This is a genomic window from Streptomyces sp. SBT349 (assembly GCF_001083795.1).
In the GTDB taxonomy this organism is placed as follows: domain Bacteria; phylum Actinomycetota; class Actinomycetes; order Streptomycetales; family Streptomycetaceae; genus Streptomyces.
This window is the reverse complement of record NZ_LAVK01000108.1, coordinates 1-21,442: the sequence shown is the minus strand read 5'-3', so window position 1 is coordinate 21,442 and position 21,442 is coordinate 1. Positions and strand designations below refer to the sequence as shown.

At 72.8% G+C, this 21,442-nt stretch carries 19 protein-coding genes and 1 pseudogene; 15 read left to right on the top strand and 5 right to left on the bottom strand.

Features of this window, described 5'->3' with window-relative positions; genetic code table 11:
• The 6 genes and pseudogenes from ADY01_RS40605 to ADY01_RS15610 form a co-directional block, all read left to right on the top strand.
• Positions 1–1,896, top strand: a pseudogene (locus ADY01_RS40605) (hypothetical protein); the annotation flags it as partial.
• Entirely contained in the window at positions 1,893–3,515 is a 1,623-nt protein-coding gene (locus tag ADY01_RS15630) for an Hsp70 family protein (RefSeq protein WP_049572691.1), read from the top strand. The pseudogene ADY01_RS40605 and the gene ADY01_RS15630, both read left to right, overlap by 4 nt.
• A gap of 71 nt (positions 3,516–3,586) precedes the next feature.
• Entirely contained in the window at positions 3,587–3,994 is a 408-nt protein-coding gene (locus ADY01_RS15625; RefSeq protein ID WP_049572689.1) for a DUF1257 domain-containing protein, read from the top strand.
• 140 nt (positions 3,995–4,134) lie between these two features.
• Positions 4,135–6,366 (top strand): terpene synthase family protein, encoded by a 2,232-nt coding sequence (locus ADY01_RS15620; protein WP_049572687.1) that lies wholly within the window; start codon positions 4,135–4,137, stop codon positions 6,364–6,366.
• Between the two features lie 858 nt (positions 6,367–7,224).
• Positions 7,225–7,866 carry an ATP-dependent Clp protease proteolytic subunit gene (locus ADY01_RS15615; protein ID WP_199826241.1) on the top strand — a complete coding sequence of 214 codons (642 nt, stop codon included), beginning with the start codon at positions 7,225–7,227 and terminating at the stop codon, positions 7,864–7,866.
• A gap of 1 nt (position 7,867) precedes the next feature.
• Complete coding sequence (locus ADY01_RS15610; RefSeq protein ID WP_049572682.1) at positions 7,868–8,473, top strand: ClpP family protease; 606 nt, start codon at positions 7,868–7,870, stop codon at positions 8,471–8,473.
• 31 nt (positions 8,474–8,504) lie between these two features.
• Here the strand turns inward: ADY01_RS15610 and ADY01_RS37040 are convergent, their stop codons facing one another.
• Entirely contained in the window at positions 8,505–9,026 is a 522-nt protein-coding gene (locus tag ADY01_RS37040) for a helix-turn-helix domain-containing protein (RefSeq protein ID WP_049572679.1), read from the bottom strand.
• Positions 9,027–9,233: 207 nt separating this feature from the next.
• Between ADY01_RS37040 and ADY01_RS15600 the strand changes: the two genes are divergently transcribed.
• The 5 genes from ADY01_RS15600 (at position 9,234) to ADY01_RS15580 (ending at position 13,243) form a co-directional block, all read left to right on the top strand.
• Positions 9,234–10,292: a hypothetical protein gene (locus tag ADY01_RS15600; protein WP_159001229.1), complete on the top strand. Its 1,059-nt coding sequence runs from the start codon at positions 9,234–9,236 to the stop codon at positions 10,290–10,292.
• A gap of 122 nt (positions 10,293–10,414) precedes the next feature.
• Positions 10,415–10,966, top strand: coding sequence for a hypothetical protein (locus tag ADY01_RS15595; RefSeq protein WP_049572674.1), 552 nt, complete (start codon positions 10,415–10,417; stop codon positions 10,964–10,966).
• A 73-nt stretch (positions 10,967–11,039) separates the two neighbouring features.
• Positions 11,040–11,582 carry an MOSC domain-containing protein gene (locus ADY01_RS15590; RefSeq protein ID WP_049572671.1) on the top strand — a complete coding sequence of 181 codons (543 nt, stop codon included), beginning with the start codon at positions 11,040–11,042 and terminating at the stop codon, positions 11,580–11,582.
• Positions 11,583–11,613: 31 nt separating this feature from the next.
• A complete protein-coding gene (locus ADY01_RS15585; RefSeq protein WP_049572669.1) occupies positions 11,614–12,192 on the top strand; it encodes a hypothetical protein in 579 nt (192 codons plus the stop codon).
• Between the two features lie 40 nt (positions 12,193–12,232).
• Positions 12,233–13,243, top strand: coding sequence for an iron-containing redox enzyme family protein (locus tag ADY01_RS15580; protein WP_049572661.1), 1,011 nt, complete (start codon positions 12,233–12,235; stop codon positions 13,241–13,243).
• A 25-nt stretch (positions 13,244–13,268) separates the two neighbouring features.
• On the opposite strand, the gene ADY01_RS15575 is transcribed toward ADY01_RS15580, so the two are convergent.
• Positions 13,269–13,523, bottom strand: a complete 255-nt coding sequence (locus tag ADY01_RS15575; protein ID WP_053170872.1) for a CDGSH iron-sulfur domain-containing protein — start codon at positions 13,521–13,523, stop codon at positions 13,269–13,271.
• Between the two features lie 112 nt (positions 13,524–13,635).
• Here ADY01_RS15575 and ADY01_RS15570 point away from each other — a divergent pair, with 112 nt between their 5' ends.
• Complete coding sequence (locus tag ADY01_RS15570) at positions 13,636–14,721, top strand: S-(hydroxymethyl)mycothiol dehydrogenase (RefSeq protein ID WP_049572658.1); 1,086 nt, start codon at positions 13,636–13,638, stop codon at positions 14,719–14,721.
• Positions 14,721–15,350 (top strand): MBL fold metallo-hydrolase, encoded by a 630-nt coding sequence (locus ADY01_RS15565; RefSeq protein ID WP_049572656.1) that lies wholly within the window; start codon positions 14,721–14,723, stop codon positions 15,348–15,350. The genes ADY01_RS15570 and ADY01_RS15565 overlap by 1 nt, the downstream gene beginning before the upstream one ends.
• A gap of 22 nt (positions 15,351–15,372) precedes the next feature.
• On the opposite strand, the gene ADY01_RS15560 is transcribed toward ADY01_RS15565, so the two are convergent.
• On the bottom strand, positions 15,373–16,155 hold the full coding sequence (locus tag ADY01_RS15560; RefSeq protein WP_049572653.1) for a calcium-binding protein: 783 nt from the start codon (positions 16,153–16,155) through the stop codon (positions 15,373–15,375).
• Positions 16,156–16,397: 242 nt separating this feature from the next.
• Between ADY01_RS15560 and ADY01_RS15555 the strand changes: the two genes are divergently transcribed.
• Both ADY01_RS15555 and ADY01_RS15550 read left to right on the top strand, forming a co-directional pair.
• Positions 16,398–17,363 (top strand): glycosyltransferase family 2 protein, encoded by a 966-nt coding sequence (locus ADY01_RS15555; RefSeq protein ID WP_049572650.1) that lies wholly within the window; start codon positions 16,398–16,400, stop codon positions 17,361–17,363.
• Between the two features lie 4 nt (positions 17,364–17,367).
• Complete coding sequence (locus tag ADY01_RS15550; RefSeq protein ID WP_049572648.1) at positions 17,368–18,771, top strand: polysialyltransferase family glycosyltransferase; 1,404 nt, start codon at positions 17,368–17,370, stop codon at positions 18,769–18,771.
• Between the two features lie 468 nt (positions 18,772–19,239).
• Here the strand turns inward: ADY01_RS15550 and ADY01_RS15545 are convergent, their stop codons facing one another.
• Positions 19,240–20,034 (bottom strand): putative protein N(5)-glutamine methyltransferase, encoded by a 795-nt coding sequence (locus ADY01_RS15545; protein WP_049572645.1) that lies wholly within the window; start codon positions 20,032–20,034, stop codon positions 19,240–19,242.
• Positions 20,031–21,146, bottom strand: a complete 1,116-nt coding sequence (locus tag ADY01_RS15540; protein WP_078900331.1) for an acyltransferase — start codon at positions 21,144–21,146, stop codon at positions 20,031–20,033. The genes ADY01_RS15545 and ADY01_RS15540 overlap by 4 nt, the downstream gene beginning before the upstream one ends.
• Positions 21,147–21,442: the final 296 nt, after the last annotated feature.

The following is a 21,442-nucleotide window of genomic DNA, read 5'->3' as shown; positions in this document are numbered from 1 at the left end:
GTGCGGGGGTGCGGGGCGGGGGAGTTGGCCGTTCAGGACGCGGTGCGCGCCGTTGCTTCCGGGCTGCCGGAGGCGGATGTGCTGGAGCTGCTGGCGGTGGCGCCGGGGGAGCCCGCGGAGCGGGCGGCGTATCTGGCGCTGATCGGTCAGGACGCCCAGCGGATGGCGTTGGATCCGGACGGCGCGCTGCTGGCGTTGGTCTACCGGGCCGGAACCCCTGAGCTGCGCGAGCGGCTGCGGGCGGCGCTGGCCGCCGGGGGCGACACCGAAGCGATCCGGGTGGTGGTGACCGGCGAGCGGCGCGACCGCGTCGCCGAGCTGTCGCATGAGGAACTGGACTATCTGGGCCGTCAGTTGGCCGAGGGCGGGCGGTGGGGCGAGCTGCGGCGCCTGGCCGCCGACCTGCCCCTGGCCGGGGCCGCGGCGGCGGCCCGGCTGCTGCCCGAGGCCGAACGCCAGGGCGAGGCCGGTGAGTTGCTGACCCTACTGGCCGCGCAGGACCCCGAGCGGCTGCGCGCCGCAGCCGCACGCCTCCCGCGCGAGGAGGAGACGCGGTTCGAGAAGAGCCACGGCCCGTCCTTCGCCCACTCCACCGCCCTCTTCTCGCCGGACGGCGGCGAGTTGGCCTTCCGAAGCGCGCGCAGGGAGAGGGGAACGGTTCGGTCGATCGAGCTGTCCCGGCTGATCATCGGCACGGGCGGGACCGGAGGCGTCCTGCACGGCGAGCGGGAGTGGCGGTCGCGGGGATCGTTCCACGACAGCGACGAGATCGCCCACCTCGGCGACGAACTGATCCTGATGCACCGGACGGCGGACGGCAACCAGGTGACCCGCGTCTGGCCCGAACGCCGCACGCTGGGCCATGTCGCGGCCGTTCCCCCGCTGCTGCGGAGGACGAGCCGCGGCGCCGTGCTCCTCACCGACCGGGGACTCGCGTTCGCCGACCGGGGCGCGGGGGAACTGCGGCACGTCGCCATGGACGGCGCCCCCGCCGTCGACCACTGGGAACGGCGGTGCGCCCTCGCGACCCTTCCCGAGGCGGGCCTCATCGCCGTCTATGCCGGGGGGACGATCCACGTCCTCGACGAGACGGGGCGGGTCCTCCACCGCGCGCGGCCGGCCCAGCCGCACGAACTGCGCCCGCTCCCCGGCCACCAGACGCTCGTTCCCGTGCTCTCTTTCCTGGCGCCCCACACGGTGGCGATGCACTGGACCTGCCTCTTCGTCGAGGACGGGACGAAGGAGTGGTACACCGAGACCTGGACGCTCTCGCCCCGCAAGGAGCCGCGCAGGAAGGCGCGTCGCCATGGCCCCGCGCGGGAGCTGTGGTGGCTGGAGAAGTGGCGGCGGGCGCCCCTCGACCCCGCGTTCGCCGTCAGCGTGTTCAACACGACCGGGAACGCGCAGGAGGGGCCGAACGGCCATCACCTGCCCTGGTTCGACCCCGCCCGCGACCCCGACCGGCCGTCCTACCGCTCTTCGCAGTTCCTCGCGTTGGCCCCGGGCGGCGACGCCATCGCCACCGTCGACGCGCGGTACGTCACCGTGCACAGCCGCCATCTCCCCACGGCGCGCGCCCTGTTGGAGCGGCCGTTGCTCCACGCCCGGCCGCAGGACCTCAAGGCCGCGCGGGAACTCCTGCCGGAGGTAGGGAGCGAGGGGGTGCGCGGCCGGCTCCACCTGCTCGCGACCTGCCTGGAGCACCGCTTCGGCGGGGACATCGTGCTGGGGTCGGCAGGCGGTCCCGCTACCTTCGCCGGGCCCCACGACATCGTCCTCGACACGGGCACGGGCACGGGTCCGTCCACGCGCACAGGACAGGCAGGACAGGCAGGACAGGCAGGACAGGCAGGACAGGCAGGACAGGCAGGACAGGCAGGAGAGGCAGGCGCATGACCACCCGCATCGGCATCGACTTCGGCACCGCCAACACCGTGGTGGCCCGCTGGGATCCCGTGCGCGGGGAGGGCGTTCCCGTGCCGCTCCCCGGCATCGACCTGCTCCGCGAGGCGGGCGCCGGGCCCACCCAGCGCGTCGTGCCCTCCCTCATCGCCTACGCCCACGACGCCGCCCAGGGCTCCTCCGCCCGCCGGCTCGGCGCCCAGGTCACCCCGGAACTGGCCGAACAGCCCGGCACCACCGTCTTCGCCTCCACCAAGAGCAACGTCTCGGGCCGCGCCTACGACCCGGCCCGCCCGGTCGGCGACCGCAAGATGACCGGACGGCAGGCCGCCACCGAATTCCTCGGCGGCGTCATGGCGTTGGCCCTGCTCGCCGTCGAGGACGACGACCTGGAGATCGTCGCCACCGCGCCCGTCGAGTCGTTCGACGGCTACCGCGACTGGCTGGTGCGCGAGGTCCGCGAGGGCCTGCCCACCGCCCGGCTGCGCGTCGTGGACGAGGCGACGGCCGCCGCCGTCGGCTACCGGGCGCGGCTCAACCCCGGGGACGCGTTCTGCGTCATCGACTTCGGCGCCGGAACGCTCGACATCTCCGTCGTCCGGGTCCTCGAACCGGACGCGGCCGGCGCGGGGGCGGGCGTGCGGACCCTCGCCAAGCGCGGCGTCGACCTCGGCGGGAACACGATCGACGCCCTCCTCGCCGACCACGCCATCGCCCGCGTCGACCTGCCGCCCGGCGACCAGATCGGCCGCAACCAGGTCTTCCGCCGCCTGCTGGCCTCCGCCGAGCGGGCCAAACGCGCCCTGGCGACCGAGGCGGAGACCACCCTCAGCGCCCGCGCCGCCCGCGGCGACACCGTTCACCACATCCCCGTCACCCGCGGCGAGTTCGACGCCCTGCTCCGCGACAAGGGCGTGCTGCGCCGCGTCAACCAGGCGCTCATGGCCTGCCTGGACGCCGCCGCCGCGCGCGGCTTCGGGACGGAGGACATCCGGCAGGTGTTCCTCGTCGGCGGCAGCTGCCTGATCCCCGCTGTGCAGGACATCGTCCGGCTGCACTTCGACCCCGAAGTGATCCGCCTTGAACGGCCGTTGGAGGCGGTCGCGGCCGGGGCGGCGGGCATCGCGGGCGGCGGCGAGCTGTACGACCACATCCAGCACGACTACGCCATCCGGCACGTCGACGCCGGGACGGGCGGCTACGAGTTCGAGACCCTCGTCGAGGCGGGCACCGCCTACCCCACCCCCGAGCCGGTCAAGACGCTCACCATCAAGCCCGTTCACGGCCGCCAGCGCCGACTCGGCCTCGCCATCTACGAGTTGGCGCACGCTACCTACCGCGACGCCAGCGCCGAGCTGGAGATCGCCTTCGACGCCTCGGGCGGCGCCCTCGCCGTGGCCGTCACCCCACAACACCGCCAGGAACGCGCGGTGTTGTGGCTCAACGAGGACAGCCCCACGTTCCTCGAAGCCGACCCGCCGACCCCGGCCGGGCAGGACCGCTTCCGGCTCGAATTCCGCATCGACGCCCACAAGCGCCTCACCGTCACCGCCTACGACCTGCACCGCCACCTCGTGGTGCTGGACGGCCAGCCGGTCGTCCGACTGGCCTGAGGCCGGTCGCCCGTTTCCCACAGGGATTCCCACAAGGATTCCCGCAATGAGTCCCCCAAGGAGGAGCAGCGATGTCCCACTTCACCCGCGTCCGCACCGTCCTGCGCGACCCGGGCCTGCTCGCCGCCGCACTCGCCACCGCCGGGTTCGAGGCCGTGGAGACCCACGAGACCCCGCAGACCCTCTACGGCTACCGGGGCGACGCCCGCCCCGAGCGCGCCGAGATCATCGTCCGCCGCCGCCACGTCGGCCGCGCGAGCAACGACATCGGCTTCCGCCGGAGCGCCGACGGCACCTTCGAGGCCATCATCAGCGAGTACGACCGCGCCCGTTACGGCCCCGCGTGGCTCGCCCGGGTCGCCCGCGCCTACGGCCACGCCGCCGCGCTGCGCTACGCCGAGGACCACGGGTACGAGGTGGCCTCCGACACCGTCGAGCGCGACGGCGAACGCCGCCTGATCCTCCGCCGCTACACCTGAGGCCGCCCGATGCGCGCCACGGGAAGGGGGCCTCACCCGATGGAGTGAATTCGGCCGGTGGGGTGATGGCGGTGGCGGCGCGGGGGTAGTTCAGGGCCGTTGGGAACACGCTCTGTCACGCCCGGCCCTGGAGACCGCTCATGTCGCAGCCCTTCGAACTCCCCGAGTTCTACGTGCCGTACCCGGCACGGCTGAATCCGCACCTGGAGGAGGCGCGGGAGCACGCGGCGGCGTGGGCCGAGGAGAGGGGGATGCTGGAGGGCTCCGGCATCTGGACGCGGGCCGATCTCGACGCGCACGACTACGCGTTGCTCTGCGCCTACACCCACCCCGACGCCTCCGCGCACGACCTCTCGCTGGTCACCGACTGGTACGTGTGGGTCTTCTTCTTCGACGACCACTTCCTGGAGATCTTCAAGCGGACCCAGGACCGCCCCGGCGGCAAGGCATACCTGGACCGGCTGCCCGCGTTCATGCCCATGGACGACGCGACCGCGCCGCCCGAGCCGACGAACCCGGTCGAGGCCGGGCTCGCCGACCTGTGGGCGCGGACCGTGCCCGCCATGTCGCACGGCTGGCGCCGCCGCTTCGCCGTCGCCACGGAGAACCTGCTGAACGAGTCGCTGTGGGAGCTCTCCAACATCAACGCGGGCCGCGTCCCCAACCCGGTCGAGTACATCGAGATGCGCCGCAAGGTCGGCGGCGCGCCCTGGTCGGCGGGGCTCGTCGAGTTCGCCGCCCACGCGGAGGTCCCCCAGGCGGTCGCCGCCAGCAGGCCGTTGCGCGTGCTGCGCGACGCGTTCTCCGACGGGGTGCACCTGCGCAACGACCTCTTCTCCTACGAGCGGGAGATCGGGGACGAGGGCGAGCTGAGCAACGGCGTCCTCGTGCTGGAGACGTTCCTCGGGTGCTCGACGCAGGAGGCCGCCGAGGCGGTGAACGACCTGCTGACGTCGCGGCTCCAGCAGTTCGAGCACACGACGCTCACCGAGCTCGGCACGCTCTTCGCCGACCACGGACTCGACGCCGCCGCGTGCGCGGACGTGCTGACCTATGTGAAGGGGCTCCAGGACTGGCAGTCGGGCGGGCACGAGTGGCACATGCGCTCCAGCCGCTACATGAACAAGTCCGTCGCGGGGCGCGGGGAGCGCTTCCTGCCCGCGCTGCCCGTGCTCTCCGCTCTCGCCGGTGGGTTCGGCACCTCCGCCGCGCGGATCGTCGCCCCCGTCACCACCACGCGCCGGGCGGAGACGGCGCGCGCCCGGCGCTTCACGCATGTGCCGCACCAGCGGGTCGGCCCCTCCCAACTCCCTGACTTCGACATCCCGTTCACGCTCCGCCTCAGCCCGCACCTGGAGGGCGCGCGGGCGCGCGTGGTGGAGTGGGCGCTGCGCGTCGGCATCCTGGACGCGCCCCCGTGGGACGAGGAGAAGATCCGGGACTACGACCTGCCGCTGTGCGCGGCGGGGATCCACCCGGACGCCGCCGCCGACGAACTGGACCTCTCCTCCGCCTGGCTGGCCTGGGGCACCTACGGCGACGACCTTTACCCGGTCCAGTACGGCCGCTCCCGGGACCTGGCCGGGGCCAGGCTCTGCACGGAACGGCTCGCCACCTTCATGCCGGTGGAGGACCTCGACGCGATGCCGGCCCCGGTGTCCCCGCTGGAACGGTCGCTGGCCGACCTGTGGACGCGCACCGCCGGGCCGATGGCGGTCCCGGCGCGGGCGCGCTTCCGCAACGCCATCGTGATCATGACGCGGAGCTGGCTGTGGGAGCTGGAGAACCAGGCGCAGAACCGCGTGCCCGAGCCCGTCGACTACATCGAGATGCGGCGGCTGACGTTCGGCTCGGACCTGACGATGAGCCTGTGCAGGCTCTCGCACGGCACGGGCATCCCGGACGCGATCTACGACGCCGGGCCGATGCGTTCGCTGGAGAACGCGGCGGCCGACTACGCGTGCCTGCTGAACGACGTCTTCTCGTACCAGAAGGAGATCGAGTACGAGGGCGAGGTCCACAACGGCATCCTCGTCGTACAGAACTTCTTCGACTGCGACTACCCCGCCGGGCTCCGCGTCGTGGACGACCTGATGCGTTCGCGAATGAGCCAGTTCCAGCATGTCGCGGCGCATGAGCTCCCCGTGCTCTACGACGACTTCCAGCTGGACTCGGAGGCCAGGAAGATCCTGGACGGCTATGTCCACGACCTGGAGAACTGGCTCGTCGGCATCCTCAACTGGCACCGGTACTGCCGCCGTTACACCGAGTCCGACCTCCGCCGCCACCTGCGCGGGCCCTGGGCCCTGCCGAACGCGCCAACGGGCCTCGGCACATCAGCCGCCCGCCTCTTCCGCCGCCCGGCGGCCTAGGGGTTGGTGGGTGGGGCGGCTTCCACGCTTGGCCTAGGTGGCCGGCGCTTGCCCGGGTGTCGGCTCTCATTCGAATGCACGAAAAGAGGCGCCTACGGGGGGAGGGTTCGTGGGTCGGGGCCGTCCCGGTGACCGGCCGGGTTGTGGGGTGGATGAGGTGGGTGTCCGAACGGGCGCAGCGGATGACGGCCGTTGGGGGTCGGTCTGTTCGCTGTGGCTGGGGTGGCGCGCAGCTGCTGCCGCCTCTGTGTGCCCTTGTTGGTCACCAGCCGGGCCGGTGGGGGTCGTTGCCCAACCGGGCCGTGGTGGCGGTGCGCGGTCGTCTGCCCTATTGGGCATCTGGAGGTGGGGGCTGTTCTGAAACGCGAAACACTTCGTTTTAAACAGAGTGTTGAAAACAAACCGTGCGCCGTTTCAAAACAGTCCCCGCCCTCCGATGCCCGATAGGGCAACCGAGCCCACCGGCCCGCTACATAAGCCCCGGCGGCGCGCGGGCAACGACGAATACGTGCGGCCAGGGCAGGCCCGAAGGGTGCGCGCCACCCCAGCCACAGCGAACAGACCGACCCAAGACCACCGCCATCCGCTGCGCCCGTCCGGACACCCACCTCTTCCACCCACAAGCTGGCCGGTCACCGGGACGGCCCCGACCCACGAACCCTCCCCCGTAGGTGCCTCTTTTCGTGCATCCGCACGAAACGGACACCCGGGCAAGCGCCGGCCACCTAAGCCAGGCGTAGAAGCCGCCCCACCCACAACTCGCACCAACACCAACACCAACACGCCTAGCCTGCTCCGCATGCCCGACAACACCACGCGCGCGCGGCCGTCGGGGTCGTGACGGAGTGAGGAGGGTCGATCGTGTCCATCACCACTGACTGGGGGCCGCGTGCCGAGGAGGGGGAGACGCCTCCCTCGCGGTTCGACGACCACTTGGCGGCGCAGCTTCTCGCCCAGCGCATCGTCTTCCTGGGGACGCAGGTGGACGAGGTCTCGGCGAACCGCGTCTGCGCGCAGTTGCTGCTGCTCTCCGCGGAGAATCCGCGGAGCGACATCACGTTGTGCATCAACAGCCCCGGCGGGGCCGTGACCGCCGGGCTGGCCATCTTCGACACCATGCGGCTGATCCCCAACGACGTGTCCACGCTCGCCATGGGATTCGCCGCGAGCATGGGGCAGTTCCTGCTGACCGTGGGGGCGAAGGGCAAGCGGTACGCGCTGCCCAACACGCGGATCATGATGCACCAGCCGTCCGCGGGCATCGGCGGCTCCACGGCCGACATCGCGATCCAGGCGGAGAACCTGGAGTTCACCAAGAAGGCCGTCGAGCGGATCATCGCCGAGCACACCGGCCAGAGCGAGGAGACCATCTCCCGCGACGGCGACCGGGACCGGTGGTTCACGGCCGAACAGGCCAGGGAGTACGGGATGGTCGACCGCGTCGTCGTGTCGCTGGCCGACGTCCGCCCGGCCGACGGGCAGCGAAGGACGGGGTTCTGACATGGGTCAGTACACGATTCCCACCGTGGTCGAACGCACCTCACAGGGGGAGCGCGCGTTCGACATCTACAGCAGGCTGTTGTCCGAGCGGGTCATCTTCCTCGGCACCGAGATCGACGACGGCGTCGCGAATGTCGTCATCGCCCAGCTTCTGCACCTGGAAGCGTCCAACCCGGAACGCGAGATCGCGATCTACATCAACTCGCCCGGTGGCTCGTTCACCTCGCTCATGGCGATCTACGACACGATGAGCTTCGTCAACGCGCCGATCGCGACCTTCTGCGTCGGGCAGGCGGCCTCGACCGCGGCCGTGCTGCTGGCCGGGGGCGATCCCGGGCGGCGCGCCGTGCTGGAGCACGCCCGGGTCCTGCTCGGGCAGCCCGCGGCGGGCGGCCAGCGCGGAACGGTCTCCGACCTCGCCATCCAGGCCAAGGAGATGCTGCGCATCCGCGCGCAGGCGGAAGAGGTGCTGGCCCGGCACACCGGCCGGGATGCCGCCACGCTGCACGCGGACATGGATCGGGACAAGGTGTTCACCGCGGAGGAGGCGGTGGCGTACGGGCTGGCCGACCACGTCCTCACCCGGCGGACTCCCGTGGCCGCCTGAGGCGGACCCCGGGGCCCCGGGGCCACGGGGGTCAGGCGGCGAGGCGGACCTCGCCCCGGTGGGGCGAGGCCGCCCGCCGCCTGGCGACGAGCGAGGTGGCCGAGGCCGTGGACGCGGTGGACGGCGGCGAGGCGGTGGACGTCACCGACGTCACCGACGTCGCCGAGCCGTCGGAACGGCGCCGCAGGGGACGCCGCCCGGCGCGGCGGGCGAGGTCGCGGTGCACCAGCGCCAGCAGGTCGGCCAGGCCGAGGCCCAGGGCGTGCGCGGCGGCGGCGAGCACCTCGGAGGACGCCTCCTTGCGTCCGCGTTCGAGCTCGGAGAGGTAGGGCATCGAGATCCGGGCCGCCTCGGCCACGTCCTTGAGCGTGCGCTCCTGGTCGAGGCGCTCCCGGCGCAGCACGTCGCCGACGACATGGCGCCAGAGCGGCTCCTTGCCGACGCGGGCGGGCGCCCCCGGCTCGGCCTGTTCTGGCGGTGCGGCCACGCGCGGGGCCGACGCCGCCGGGCGCAGGGGAATGACGCGGGCTTCGTTCGGCTCGTCGTGGCTCACCCTCTCAGGGTAGGAGGGCGACGCCGGGCGGGAAGGGAGCCGCGGTCCGCCCTCCGCGAAATCGGGAAGAGGCGGGCGGCACGGGGACGGGTGAACCCGTGAACGGTGGGGTCGCCGGTTGGGGTGACGAGGGGGCGGTTCCGGCGCGGGCCCTCCTTTCGCCGCACTACCGTGCTCGCGAACGAACGTCATGGCGGGAGGAGTTCCGTGCCTGGTGTCGCGCTGATGTCCCATTCGGGCGGGGACGCGCCCCTGGTGGGCATGTCCGACGAGGCCGTCGACCGATTCCTGACGGCCCTGGGCGGGGCCGTCCACGCTTTACTGCGCGACTCGGACAGTGAGCAGCGCCGCAGAGACGTGCTGATGGAGGCAGGCGAAACGTATCTGGGCCGCCCCGACAGGACCGTGCACCCGCTCATCGACTGCGAGATGGCCGTCTCCTCGACGCGCGAACGGCTGGCCGTCGACTCGGCGACGGGCCACCGCAACGCGGCGCGCGAGCTCGCCTCCTGGTGGGCCGACGCCGCCGCGGCGGCGGTGATCGCCGCCGCCGGGAACGCGCCGGTGAGCAGCGTGCGCATGGGCGCGGGCAACCCGGCGCTCCCCATGGACGAGGCCGACATCGCGCAGCTTCCCGAAGTCGACCGGCAGGCACGGCAGATGGTCGAACTCGCGGCTTGGCTCGGCCCCTCCCCCACGCCCCCGCGCCGGAGCGGAGACGGGCGGGACGGAAACGGGCGGGACGGAAACGGGCGGGACGGAAACGGCCGCGGCGGGAGCGGGACCCCCGGCGAGGACCTGATGGCGGAGGCGCTGGGCCTCGCCTCCCGCAGCGGGCTGCTGATCCACCGGGACGACGCGGGCGACATCAGGGTCACGGACGACCCGTGGCCCGAGGCGCGGCGGCGCCGCCTGTGGGGCGAGTTCTGGACCGGGCACCGCATCCCGCGCCTGCCGGGCGTCGCCGAGTTGGCGGAGCTGCTGGCCGGCACGCCCGACGCCACGGCGGAGCGCGTCCGCTCCGGGGCGCTGGCCGTCGGCCGCGCGGTGATGGCGGAGGTCAGGGTGGAGGAACTGAACACCCAGGTGGAGGCGTGGACGCGGGAGGACGCGGACGAGTTCGACCGGCTCTGCGAGGAGGTCGACCGGCTCACGGCGCTGCTCGCCACGTACGCCGGGCTGCTGACGGAGAGCCTGCCCGCGGTGCGCGCGGCGGCGGTCCGGCGCGGCTCCGGTGACGAGCCGGGGGCGCCGCGCGAGGCGTAGGGGCCGGGCCCGGAGGCGGATTGCCCCGGTCCGGGCCTCTGTTAACGCGCGTAGATGTGGGGCACCATCGTCTCCGTACCACCTGCACAGCCAGTCGACACAGCAGCAGGAAGGGTCCCCCCATGCGTGTTCGGTCCGTGGTCACCGCGTTTGCCGTGGCCGGTGCTTTCGTGGTCGGGTCAGGTGCCGGCGTCGCGGCGGCAGACAGCCGCGCCGACAGCCGCGCGGAAGGCGGCGCGGGGAGCAGCGTCGTCGCCCCGCTCCAGACCAAGCTCACCCACTCCCAGGCCACTTCGAGGTTCCAGTCCTCCGGGATCACCTGGTCCTCCTCGGGCGGCTGTTCCGACAGGAACGTCCCCACCTGCACGTCGTTCGACCAGCTCAACCTCGCGTCCGCCCAGGGCGCGCAGACGCTCCGCTCCGCCAGCGGGTGCAGCCTCAACATCACCGGTGGCACCGAGACCGGCCACGCGGGGGGCACCTACAGCCACTGGAACGGCTACAAGCTCGACTACGGCCTCAACAGCTGCATCAACAACTACGTCACCAGCGTCTTCACCTACATCGGCCAGCGCAGCGATGGCGCCGCGCTGTACGAGTCGGGCTCGGGCAACATCTACGCCCGCGAGGGCAACCACTGGGACGTCACCTATTACAACTGCGGCGGTTGCTGACCGTGTTCACCGATCGGCCCCCCGGTTAGACTGGGGGGCCGATCTTCATAACGGAAGAGGGGAGTTCCGGGGTATGGACGGATCGGTGACGGCGGTCAGCAGCAGCGGCGAGTACACGTTCACCAAGCCGAACCGGGACGGCATCACCCTGGTCGCCGGGCTCGGGGTGCGGGGAGACGTGCACGCGGGCGTCACGGTCAAGCACCGGTCGCGGATGGCGCAGGACCCCACCCAGCCGAATCTGCGCCAGGTCCACCTGATCCACTCCGAGTTGCTGGCCGAGTTGGCGGAGGACGGCTTCCATGTGCGGCCGGGCGAGCTCGGGGAGAACGTGACGACCGCCGGGATCGACCTGCTGGGCCTCCCGGTGGGCACCCTGCTCCGCCTCGGCGAGGCGGCCGTGGTGCGGGTCACCGGCCTGCGGAACCCCTGCGTGCAGATCGACACGTTCCAGGACGGCCTGCTGAAGAAGGTGATCAGCCGCGACGCCGCGGGGAACGTGGTGCGCAGGGCCGGAATCATGAGCGTGGTCGTCAAGGGCGGCACGGTCCGGCCGGGCGACGCGGTCGCGGCCGAGTTCCCGGCACACCCGCACCGCCCGCTCGAACGGGTCTGAGCGCGCCGGACTCCGAAGGGGACAGGGTTCGTTGGACGCTTCGACGAGCGCGTTGATCGTGGCCGTGGTGGGTGTCCTGGGGACGCTCGTGTCCGGCCTGCTGGCGCACCGCAGCGCGCTGCGGGCCACCACGGTCGAGCTCGCGCACCAGGAGCGGCAGTGGCAGCAGGAGCGGCGGGCCCAGGACCGGCGCGAGGAGCTGGCGGCGCGGAGGGCGGCGTACACCGCGCTGAACCAGGCGATGCGGCACTTCCACGCCGTGCTGTACCGCGATCACCAGGCGTATGCGGCGCGGGGGGCGGACCCGGAGGCACACGACCGGGACGCGGCGCACGAGCGGCGCGAGGCGGACCGGCGCGCGCTGCGCGACGCGTACGCGGAGGCGCAGATGATCGTCCCCGACGCGGTGCTGGAGACGGCCGGGAGGCTCGTGCACCACCTGAGCCGCACCCACGCGCTGCTGGGCGAGGGCGGGGCCCCGGCGGAGGAGATCGGGGAGCGGCTGGCGCGCGCCTCGGAGCGGCTGTACGAGGTCCGGCAGACGATGCGGCGCGACCTGGGGATAAGCGTCCTGCCCACCGCGCGCCCCGAGGGGTACGGCGCGAGCTGACCGCCGGTTCGCGAGCGCCGGGCGGGGTACTCGCGGACGCATGTGTGCAGCAGTGGCGCGTGGGACGGTGTCGGAGGCCCTGATCGGCGCGCTCGGGCGTGAACCCGGGCGCGCGTCGGCGTTGTGCGCCGGGGACGAGGCCGGGCGGGCCGACCCCTACGGTGACGATCTCCAGCTCGCGCTGTACCTCTGTTACGAGCTGCACTACCGGGGCCTGGACGGCGTCGACGACGGCTGGGAGTGGGACCCGGAGCTGCTGCGGCTGCGCGGGGCGCTGGAGGCGCGTTTCCTGGACGCGCTGCGCGCGGACGCGCCGGTGCACGCGGGGCCCCGGGCGGCGCAGGAGGCGCTGGACGCGCTGCTGGTGGAGCCGGTGCACGGGAAGGGTCTCTCGTTCTATCTGAAGGACGAGGGGGAGCTGTGGCAGCTGCGCGAGTACGCGGCGCTGCGCTCGCTGTACCACCTGAAGGAGGCCGACCCCCACGCGTGGGTCATCCCCCGGCTGACCGGGCGCGCCAAGGCGGGCCTGGTGGCGGTGGAGTACGACGAGTTCGGCGCGGGACGGGCGGAGCGGGCGCACCAGAGGCTGTACGCGGAGCTGATGGAGGACCTGGATCTCGACCCGGCCTACGGCCACTATCTGGAGGCGGCGACGGCGCCGCTGCTCGCCACGGTGAACCTGATGTCGGTGCTGGGGCTGCACCGGGCGCTGCGGGGCGGCCTGGTGGGGCACTTCGCCGCGCTGGAGATCACCTCGTCGCCCGGGTCGCGGCGGATCGCCCAGGCGCTGGAACGGGTGGGGGCGGGGCCCGCGGCGGTGGGCTTCCACGCGGAGCACGTGGAGGCGGACGCGGTGCACGAGCAGGTGGTGCGGCGGGAGGTCGTCGGCGGGCTGCTGGCGGACGAGCCGGGGCTCGGGGACGACGTGGCGTTCGGGGTCGACGCGACGGTGTGGCTGGAGGACCGTTTCTCCGACGCCGTGCTCTCCGCGTGGGGGCGGGGCGCCTCCGCGCTGCGGGAGCCTCCGGAGGCGGCACCGGAGGCGGCATGACCCGGGCCGGGCCGCGCGGGCGGGGTCAGTCGCGTCGCCGGGGGCGGTGGCTGGTGTCGCAGAAGGGGTAGTGGCGGCTGCGGCGGCAGGTGCACAGCGCCACCACGGGGCGGTCCGAGCGGATGGTCGTGCCGTCCTCACCGACGATCTCCACGGGGCCCTCGATCAGCGTGGGGCCGCCGCGTTCCTGCGTGATCCGCCGGGCGCGCTCCCGCGGTGCCGGGCGGGCGTCGTCGGGCCCCTGGTCCCCCGGCTCCGGGTCCTCGGTCGGCATCGGCATGAACGGCTCCTCCCTGACGGCGTGGAAACCCGCGAGTACCCACGTTCCCCTGCCCGACGCTTTGCGCCAGAATGGCGACGTCTGATCGGGATCAGCGCGAGGGGAATCGTTCATGGCTCACGAAGTACGCGGCGTCATCGCACCCGGCAAAAACGAGCCGGTCCGGGTGGAGACCGTTCTGGTCCCCGATCCCGGGCCCGGTGAGGCGCTGGTGCGGGTGCGGACGTGCGGCGTGTGCCACACGGACCTCCACTACAAGCAGGGCGGGATCAGCGACGACTTCCCCTTCCTCCTCGGCCACGAGGCCGCCGGCGTGGTGGAGGCCGTGGGCGAGGGCGTCGCGGACGTGGCGCCCGGGGACTTCGTCATCCTGAACTGGCGCGCGGTCTGCGGCCTGTGCCGGGCGTGTCTGCGCGGTCGCCCGCAGTACTGCTTCGCCACCCACAACGCGAAGCAGCGCATGACGCTGGCGGACGGCACGGAGCTGTCGCCCGCGCTGGGGATCGGCGCGTTCGCCGAGAAGACGCTCGTGGCCGCCGGGCAGTGCACCAAGGTGGATCCGGCCGCCTCCCCGGCCGCCGCCGGGCTGCTCGGCTGCGGCGTGATGGCGGGCATCGGCGCCGCGATCAACACGGGGAACGTCGGCCGTGGCGACAGCGTCGCGGTGATCGGCTGCGGCGGCGTGGGCGACGCGGCGATCATGGGGGCCAGGCTGGCGGGCGCCTCGAAGATCATCGGGGTGGACATCGACGCCAGGAAGCTGGAGACGGCCAGGGCGCTCGGCGCGACCCACACCGTGGACGCCACCTCCGCCGACCCGGTGGAGGCGGTGCGGGACCTGACCGGCGGGTTCGGCGCCGACGTGGTGATCGAGGCCGTCGGCCGCCCCGAGACGTACAAGCAGGCGTTCTACGCCCGCGACCTGGCGGGAACGGTGGTGCTGGTCGGCGTGCCGACGCCGGAGATGACGCTCGAACTCCCGCTGCTCGACGTGTTCGGCAGGGGCGGGGCGCTCAAGTCGTCCTGGTACGGGGACTGCCTGCCCTCGCGGGACTTCCCCCTGCTGATCGACCTCTACCTCCAGGGCCGCCTCGACCTGGACGCGTTCGTCAGCGAGACCATCGCGCTGGACGACGTGGAGGCCGCGTTCGACCGCATGCACGCCGGTGACGTGCTGCGCTCCGTGGTGGTGCTGTGATGGCGGCCCGGATCGAACGCGTCGTGACCTCGGGCACGTTCACGCTGGACGGCGGCGCCTGGGACGTGGACAACAACGTGTGGATCGTCGGCGACGACAGCGAGGCCCTGGTCATCGACGCCGCGCACGACGCCGACGCCATCGCCCGGGCGCTGGGCGGCAGGACGCTACGCGCCATCGTGTCCACGCACGGGCACAACGACCATGTGAACGCCGCTCCCGCGCTCGCCGAGCGCACCGGCGCGCCGGTCCTGCTGCACCCGGCCGACCTGCCGCTGTGGAAGCAGACGCACCCGGACCGCGCCCCGGACGGGGAGCTCGGTGACGGACAGGTGATCACCGTCGCCGGAGTGGAGCTGACCGTGCTGCACACGCCGGGGCACGCGCCCGGCGCGGTGTGTCTGCACGCGCCGGAGCTCACCACCGTGTTCACGGGCGACACGCTGTTCAGCGGCGGGCCGGGGGCGACCGGGCGATCGTTCTCCGACTTCCCGACGATCATCGACTCGATCAGGGACCGGCTGCTCGGCCTCGCCCCCGAGACGGCCGTCCGCACCGGTCACGGCGACGGGACGACGATCGGGGACGAGGCGCCGCACCTGGCGGAGTGGATCGCCCGGGGGCACTGATCCGCTCCCGCGGCGGTCGGCGTCAGTCCTGGTAGATCACGTTGTTCCCCGGACCGCCGGAGATCTCGTCCACGCCCCCGCCGCCGGAGATGCCGTCGTCCCCGCTGTTGCCGAAGATGATGTCCGCGTCGTCCCCGCCGTACAGCTCGTCGTCGCCGGGGCCGCCGCGGATGTCGTCCTCGCCCGCGTCGCCCTGGGCGTAGTCGTTCCCGCCCTGGCCCAGGATCACGTCGTTGCCCGGCCCGCCGAAGAGGCTCTCGTTCGCGTCGGCGCCGATCAGGGTGTCGTGCCCGTCGCCCCCGTCGCCGTACCCGAAGACCGGCAGCTGGATGGTGTCGTTGCCGGCCTCGCCGAACTGCGCGGCGCCGCCGGACAGGGCGTCGTTCCCGGCGCCGCCGTGGAACGTCTGGGCGGTCACCCCGCCGTGCAGGAAGTCGTCGCCGTCCTCGCCGTGGATCGCGCCGTCGCCGCCCACGCCGATGTACGCGTCGTCGCTTCCGTCGCCGAGGTGGACGCTGAGCCGCGGCATGTCACCCGACCCGTCGATCACGCAGGCCACGACCGTCGTGTCGTTCGGGTACGGGTGCGTGCAGCCCTCGCCCGGGGTGATCGGCACCACGTCGTTGAACAGGAACAACTCCTCCGAGCCGACCTCGGTGACGTGGAGTTCGTTGTACTCCCCGGCTCCCGCCCGGAAGTACGCCGCGTTCCCCTCGGACCAGGCCGTCGCCGCGCTCTCCGCGGCTCCCGCCGACGTGGTCCCCGCCGCCGCTCCGACCAGCGCCGCGGCGCCCAGTAAGGTCATGACGTTTCGCATGCGTACCCCCCACGAGTCCTTGTGCGTCGGCCGGTACGACTCCCCGGGGGCCGGAAGGGTTGTACCGGGCCGGGGGTCCGGGGGTCCCGGGGGCGGATTTCAGTGGTCTGTGGACCTGACCTAACCGAGCGTACGGCCAGCGTTTACCATCAGGTCACCTCCGCGTATCCTGACTCGCTGGTCGCGTGTTTACGGTCATGCCTGTCCTGCTCACTGCCCCTGGAAAACCGGTGCCCAAGCTCTCAGTCATCGTCGCCTGCCACAACGTGCAGGAATTCCTCCCCACCACGCTGCGCAGTCTCGCCAGAAACGCGGGCCCCGACACCGAGTTCCTCCTGGTGGACGACCGGTCCACGGACGCCACGGGCGAGATCCTGGGGAGAGCGGAGGGCGAGCTGCCCCGGGCCAGAGTGATCCGGCACGACACCAACCTGGGCATCTCCCAGGCGCGCAACACCGGCATCGAGGCGGCCCGCGGCGACCACCTCACCTTCCTCGACGGCGACGACTGGTACGCGCCGGGCTATCTGGACCAGTTGACGGCGGCGGCCCGGTCGATCGACTGCGACTACATCCGCACCGATCACGTGCAGTCCAACGGCAGGCGGCGCACGGTGACGCGCGCCCCGGCGCCCCGGCGCGGGGTGCCGATCAGCCCGCGCGACGCGATCGCGCCGGCCGACCGCAAGACGATGGTCGACTATCCCTTCGTCTGGGCGGGCGCGTACCGGCGCTCGCTGTTCGAGGAGGGGCTGCGGTTCCAGACGCATCTGCGCACGGCCGAGGACCGGGTCTTCTGCTGGCAACTGCACCTGCGCGCACGGTCGTTCGCGTCGGTGGGCCTGCTGGGGATGTTCTACAGGCGGGGCGTGACCACGTCGTTGACGCAGATACGTGACGACCGGCAGCTGGACTTCCTCCCGGCGCACGACCTGATCCTCGAGGACGTCATGGGGGACCGGGAGTCGGAGCGTTTCCTGCCCAAGATCGTGCGGACGTACTGTGCCATGATCGCCTTCCACGCGGCCAACGCCGACCGGTACGAGTCGGACGCGGCGCGGCGGTTGAAGCAGGAGTCGGCGGCGGCGCTGAGGCGCTTCCCGCCGCAGCTGCTGGAGCGGACACTGGTGGCCATGGGCGATGAACGGGGCAGAGTGCTCAGGCGGTTGCTCGGCCGCGGACGGAAGGCGGCCTGAGGCGATGAGCGCGACGAACACGGGCCAGGCGGGCGCGGCCTACCCTCCGGGTGAGCGCGTCCAGATCTTCGAGGTCTCGACGCTGTACGGGGCGGCGACGATCGCCGCGGCGCTCGACGCGGGGCAGTTCGGGCGGAGGGGCTCGGCACGCCGGGTGCTGCTGGTGTCGAACAACGCGGCCGTTCCGGAGACGGCGTCCGGCCTCGACGAGATGACGGGCTGGCGGCGGATCGCCGCCCGTTTCGACCAGGTCGTCGACTGGAACGAGACGATCAGCCCGCACCACCCCAGCGACTGGGGCCCCGCGGACCGGGACGCCCCGCTGTGGGAGCGGCTGCTGCGGACGCGGTGGGGGATCGGGGACGGCCCCGTCGAGCTCGCGGTCGAGTCGGTGCACGCGAAGCCGGCGTCGGCGCTCGCGGTGATCTTCGGCGACGCGGATGTCCACGTGTACGCGGACGGGCTGATGAGCTACGGGCCGACGCGGGACAAGCTGCCGCCCGAGACGTCGATCCGGGTGCGGCGGCTGCTCCACCTGGACCTGGTGCCGGGGCTGCGTCCGCTGCTGCTCGCGGAGCACGAGGTGCCCTCCGAGGTGGTGCCGAACGACGCGTTCCGCGCGGTGCTCGACGAGATCAGCGCGCAGCACGAACCGGCGGTGGCCGAGGCGGGCGCGGGCGCCAAGGTCGCGGTGATCCTGGGCCAGTACCTGGCGGCGCTCGACATCCTCACCGCGCGCGAGGAGGAGGCGCTGCACGAGCGGATGCTGCGGGGCGCGGCGGCGGCCGGGTTCCGGGCGGTGGTGTTCAAGCCGCACCCGACGGCGCCCGCGCAATACTCGCGGGTGCTGGAGAAGGCGGCGGCGGAGGCGGGGGTGCGGCTGACCGTGCTGGACACGCCGATGCTGGCGGAGACGGTCTTCGACCACCTCAAGCCGGGTCTGGTGGTGGGCTGTTTCTCGACGGCGATGCTGACGGCGTCCGTGTACTACGGGGTGCCGATCGCGCGGGTGAGCACGAAACTGCTGCTCGATCGGATCACGCCGTACCAGAACAGCAACCGCATCCCCCTGACGATCGTGGACCTGCTGGTGCCCGACCTGGAGAAGGCGAAGGCCGGCGAGGTGGTCACGGCGCGGGCGGACGCGGCCGAGCGGGTCGCGCCGCTGGTGCGGACGGTCGGCTTCTGCATGCAGGCGAAGACGAACCCGGGGCTGCGCGGCGAGGCGGAGGCGTGGCTCGACGCGCATCTGAACGAGACGACGTGGCGGTACTTCAAGCGGGCGCGGCTGACGGCCCTGGCGCTGCCCGGGGGGTTCGCCTCGGGAATCACGCGGCAACTCCCGGGGGGCGGAACGGCACTGCGGATCGCCCGCAAGGTCCGAAAGGCGACGTTGCGCAACAAGTAGCCCTGCCGGGGACCACACCACGCACCGACGCGCCCCGCCCCCCACGGGCCCACCGCCTGGCGGCCGAGACCACCGTGGGCCCCAACTCCCCCGCCGCGCGGGCGGGTTCGGCTTGGCGCAAGACCACTTCGTGGCCGAGACCACCGTGGTCCCCAACTCCCCTTCGGTGCGAGCGGGGTCGGCCTCCCGAGGGGCCACCGCCTGGTGGCCGTTACCACCGTGGTGCCCAGCTCCTCCGAGGCACGGACCGCGGCACTGACGCGCCCCGCCTCCCGCGGGGCCGCCCACCGCCTGGCGGCCGAGACCACCGCGGACCCCAACTCCCCCGCCGCGCGGGCGGGTTCGGCTTGGCGCAAGACCACTTCGTGGCCGAGACCACCGTGATCCTCAACTCCCCCGAGGCACGACTGGCGGGGGTCAGACCCGCGGCGCGGACCGCGGCGCGGGTGGGTTCGGGCTGGCGCGGGGTCACCGCTTCGTGGCCGTGACCACCGTGGTGCCCAGTTCCTCCGAGGTATGGGTGGCGGGGGTCAGGCCCGTGGCGTGGATCGCGGTGTGGGCGGGGCCGGTCTGGCGCTCCGTGGTCTCGAAGAGGACCGTGCCGCCCGGGGCGAGCCAGGCGGGTGCCTCGTTCACCACGCGCCGCAGGACGGCCAGGCCGTCCTCGCCGCCGTCGAGGGTGACGGGTGGTTCGTGGTCGCGTGCCTCGGCGGGCAGGAGCGCGAGTTCGCCGGTCGGGACGTAGGGGACGTTCGCCGTCAGCAGGTCGATCCGGCCGCGCAGGGTGGCGGGCAGGGCTGCGAACAGGTCGCCCTCGTGGACCCGGGCCCCGGTGGCGGCCAGGTTGCGGCGGGCGCAGGCGACCGCGGCGGGGGGGACGTCGGCGGCGTGCAGTTCGGCCGGGTCGAGGGCCGCGGCCAGGGCGGCGGCCACGGCGCCCGAGCCGCAGCACAGGTCCACCACGACCGGCCGCGCCCCGGCCAGGGCGATCGCGCGGCCGACGAGGAACTCCGTGCGGCGGCGCGGCACGAAGACGCCGGGGGCGACCGCGATCCGCAGGCCGTGGAACTCGGCCCAGCCCAGCACCTGCTCCAGCGGCAGACCGGCGACCCGCCGGTCCACCATCGCCGTCAGTTCCTCCGGCGTCCGGGCCTGGGCGGTCAGGAGCCGCGCCTCGTCCTCGGCGAAGACGCAGCCCGCCGCCCTGAGCCGTTCGACCAGCCCTTCGGCCACCTGTTCCGCCCCGCGGGCCTCCGGCGTCATCCCAGCCAGCGCCGCAGGCCGAGCCTGCCCCACAGCAGGCTGGCGCCGTATGACAGGACGGTGGTCATGGTGAACATGGCCAGCAGCATCCCGACCGAGCCGAGCGGGCCCGTGTCGGGGCCGACCCAGCGCTTGACCAGTTCCTCGACGAAGAAGACGTGCACCATGTACGCGCCCATCGCCGCCCCGGCCAGGCTGGTGAGGCGGGGACGCCACCGCTCGGGGATCCGGATGCGGGTGATCAGCATCAGCAGGCTGAAGGTGAGGACGGCGACGAACGGGTGGGCGTTGGGGATCACGTAGTGGACCTGGGTGTCCCAGTAGACGACGCCCGCGCCCGAGACGGCCATCACCGGGACCATCAGCCAACGCCCGCGCCGGGACAGGCCCTTGGGCAGCGCGAACAGCATCGCGCCGAGCACCGCGTACACCACCGAGTAGGTGCCGAAGCCCCAGCCGACGGCCGGGGACGTCCAGCCGGTGACCTCGCTGACGGTCGAGAGGATGTACGGGAGGCTGCCGATCACGAGCAGCGCGGCGCCGAGGCCCCAGGGGCGCTGGCCCGCGCGGATCAGGACGACGAACGCCAGGGCCGAGATGATCGGGATATAGGCATACAGGAACCACAGGTGGTACGCGGGCTGCACCGAGCCGAAGATCGCGTCCACGCCCAGCTCGGTCATCGGCCGGTCGTTGGTGTCGCGCAGCCAGGCCCAGGCGAGATAGGCGGCGGTCCACACGTACAGCGGGAGGCCGTTGCGGATGATCCGCTGCCACATGCGGGCGCTGTCCTTGGGCGGGGCGCCCATGAGCACCGCCCAGCCGGCCATGGCGAAGAACATCGGCACGGCGAACTGGTTGAGCCCGTCGGCTATGTGGCCCGCCCAGTAGGCGCTGGGGCCGTTGGACTCCTCGCGGTCGACGGCGAGGATGAACGCGCCCGCGACATGGCCGAGGATGACGGCGCACGAGCAGATGAGCCGCATCAGGTCGATGTCGAAGCGGTGCTCGTTGGCCGGACTGGTGCGCGGTCCCGGGACAGGGGTCAGGGTGTCCCTGTCGGTGGGCGCGCCGGTCTCCGGAGTCGCGAGGGGTGCGTGGTGGGTGGCCATGGGTTCCGATCGCTGGTCGGCGCGTGCGTCGCGCGTACGTGCGGGTGCGGTGCGGTGCGGTGTCGTACTCGTGCGATGTGGTGCGGCAGCGGCGGCGCCGGACCTGGCTCGCTCCGGAGTGCGGTGCTCGGGCACTTCTAGCGGTTTTCGGCCAACCGGCCTTCGCCACAAGGTGGCCACTCGGTGAACTCCGGAGGACCGGTCGGTGCCGACGCCTGGCACCGCTGGCGGTCAGGGTTCTTCCCGACAGGATCTCATCCAAGCCGGTCCCCCCTGGCCGTGGGAAGTCCGGGGAG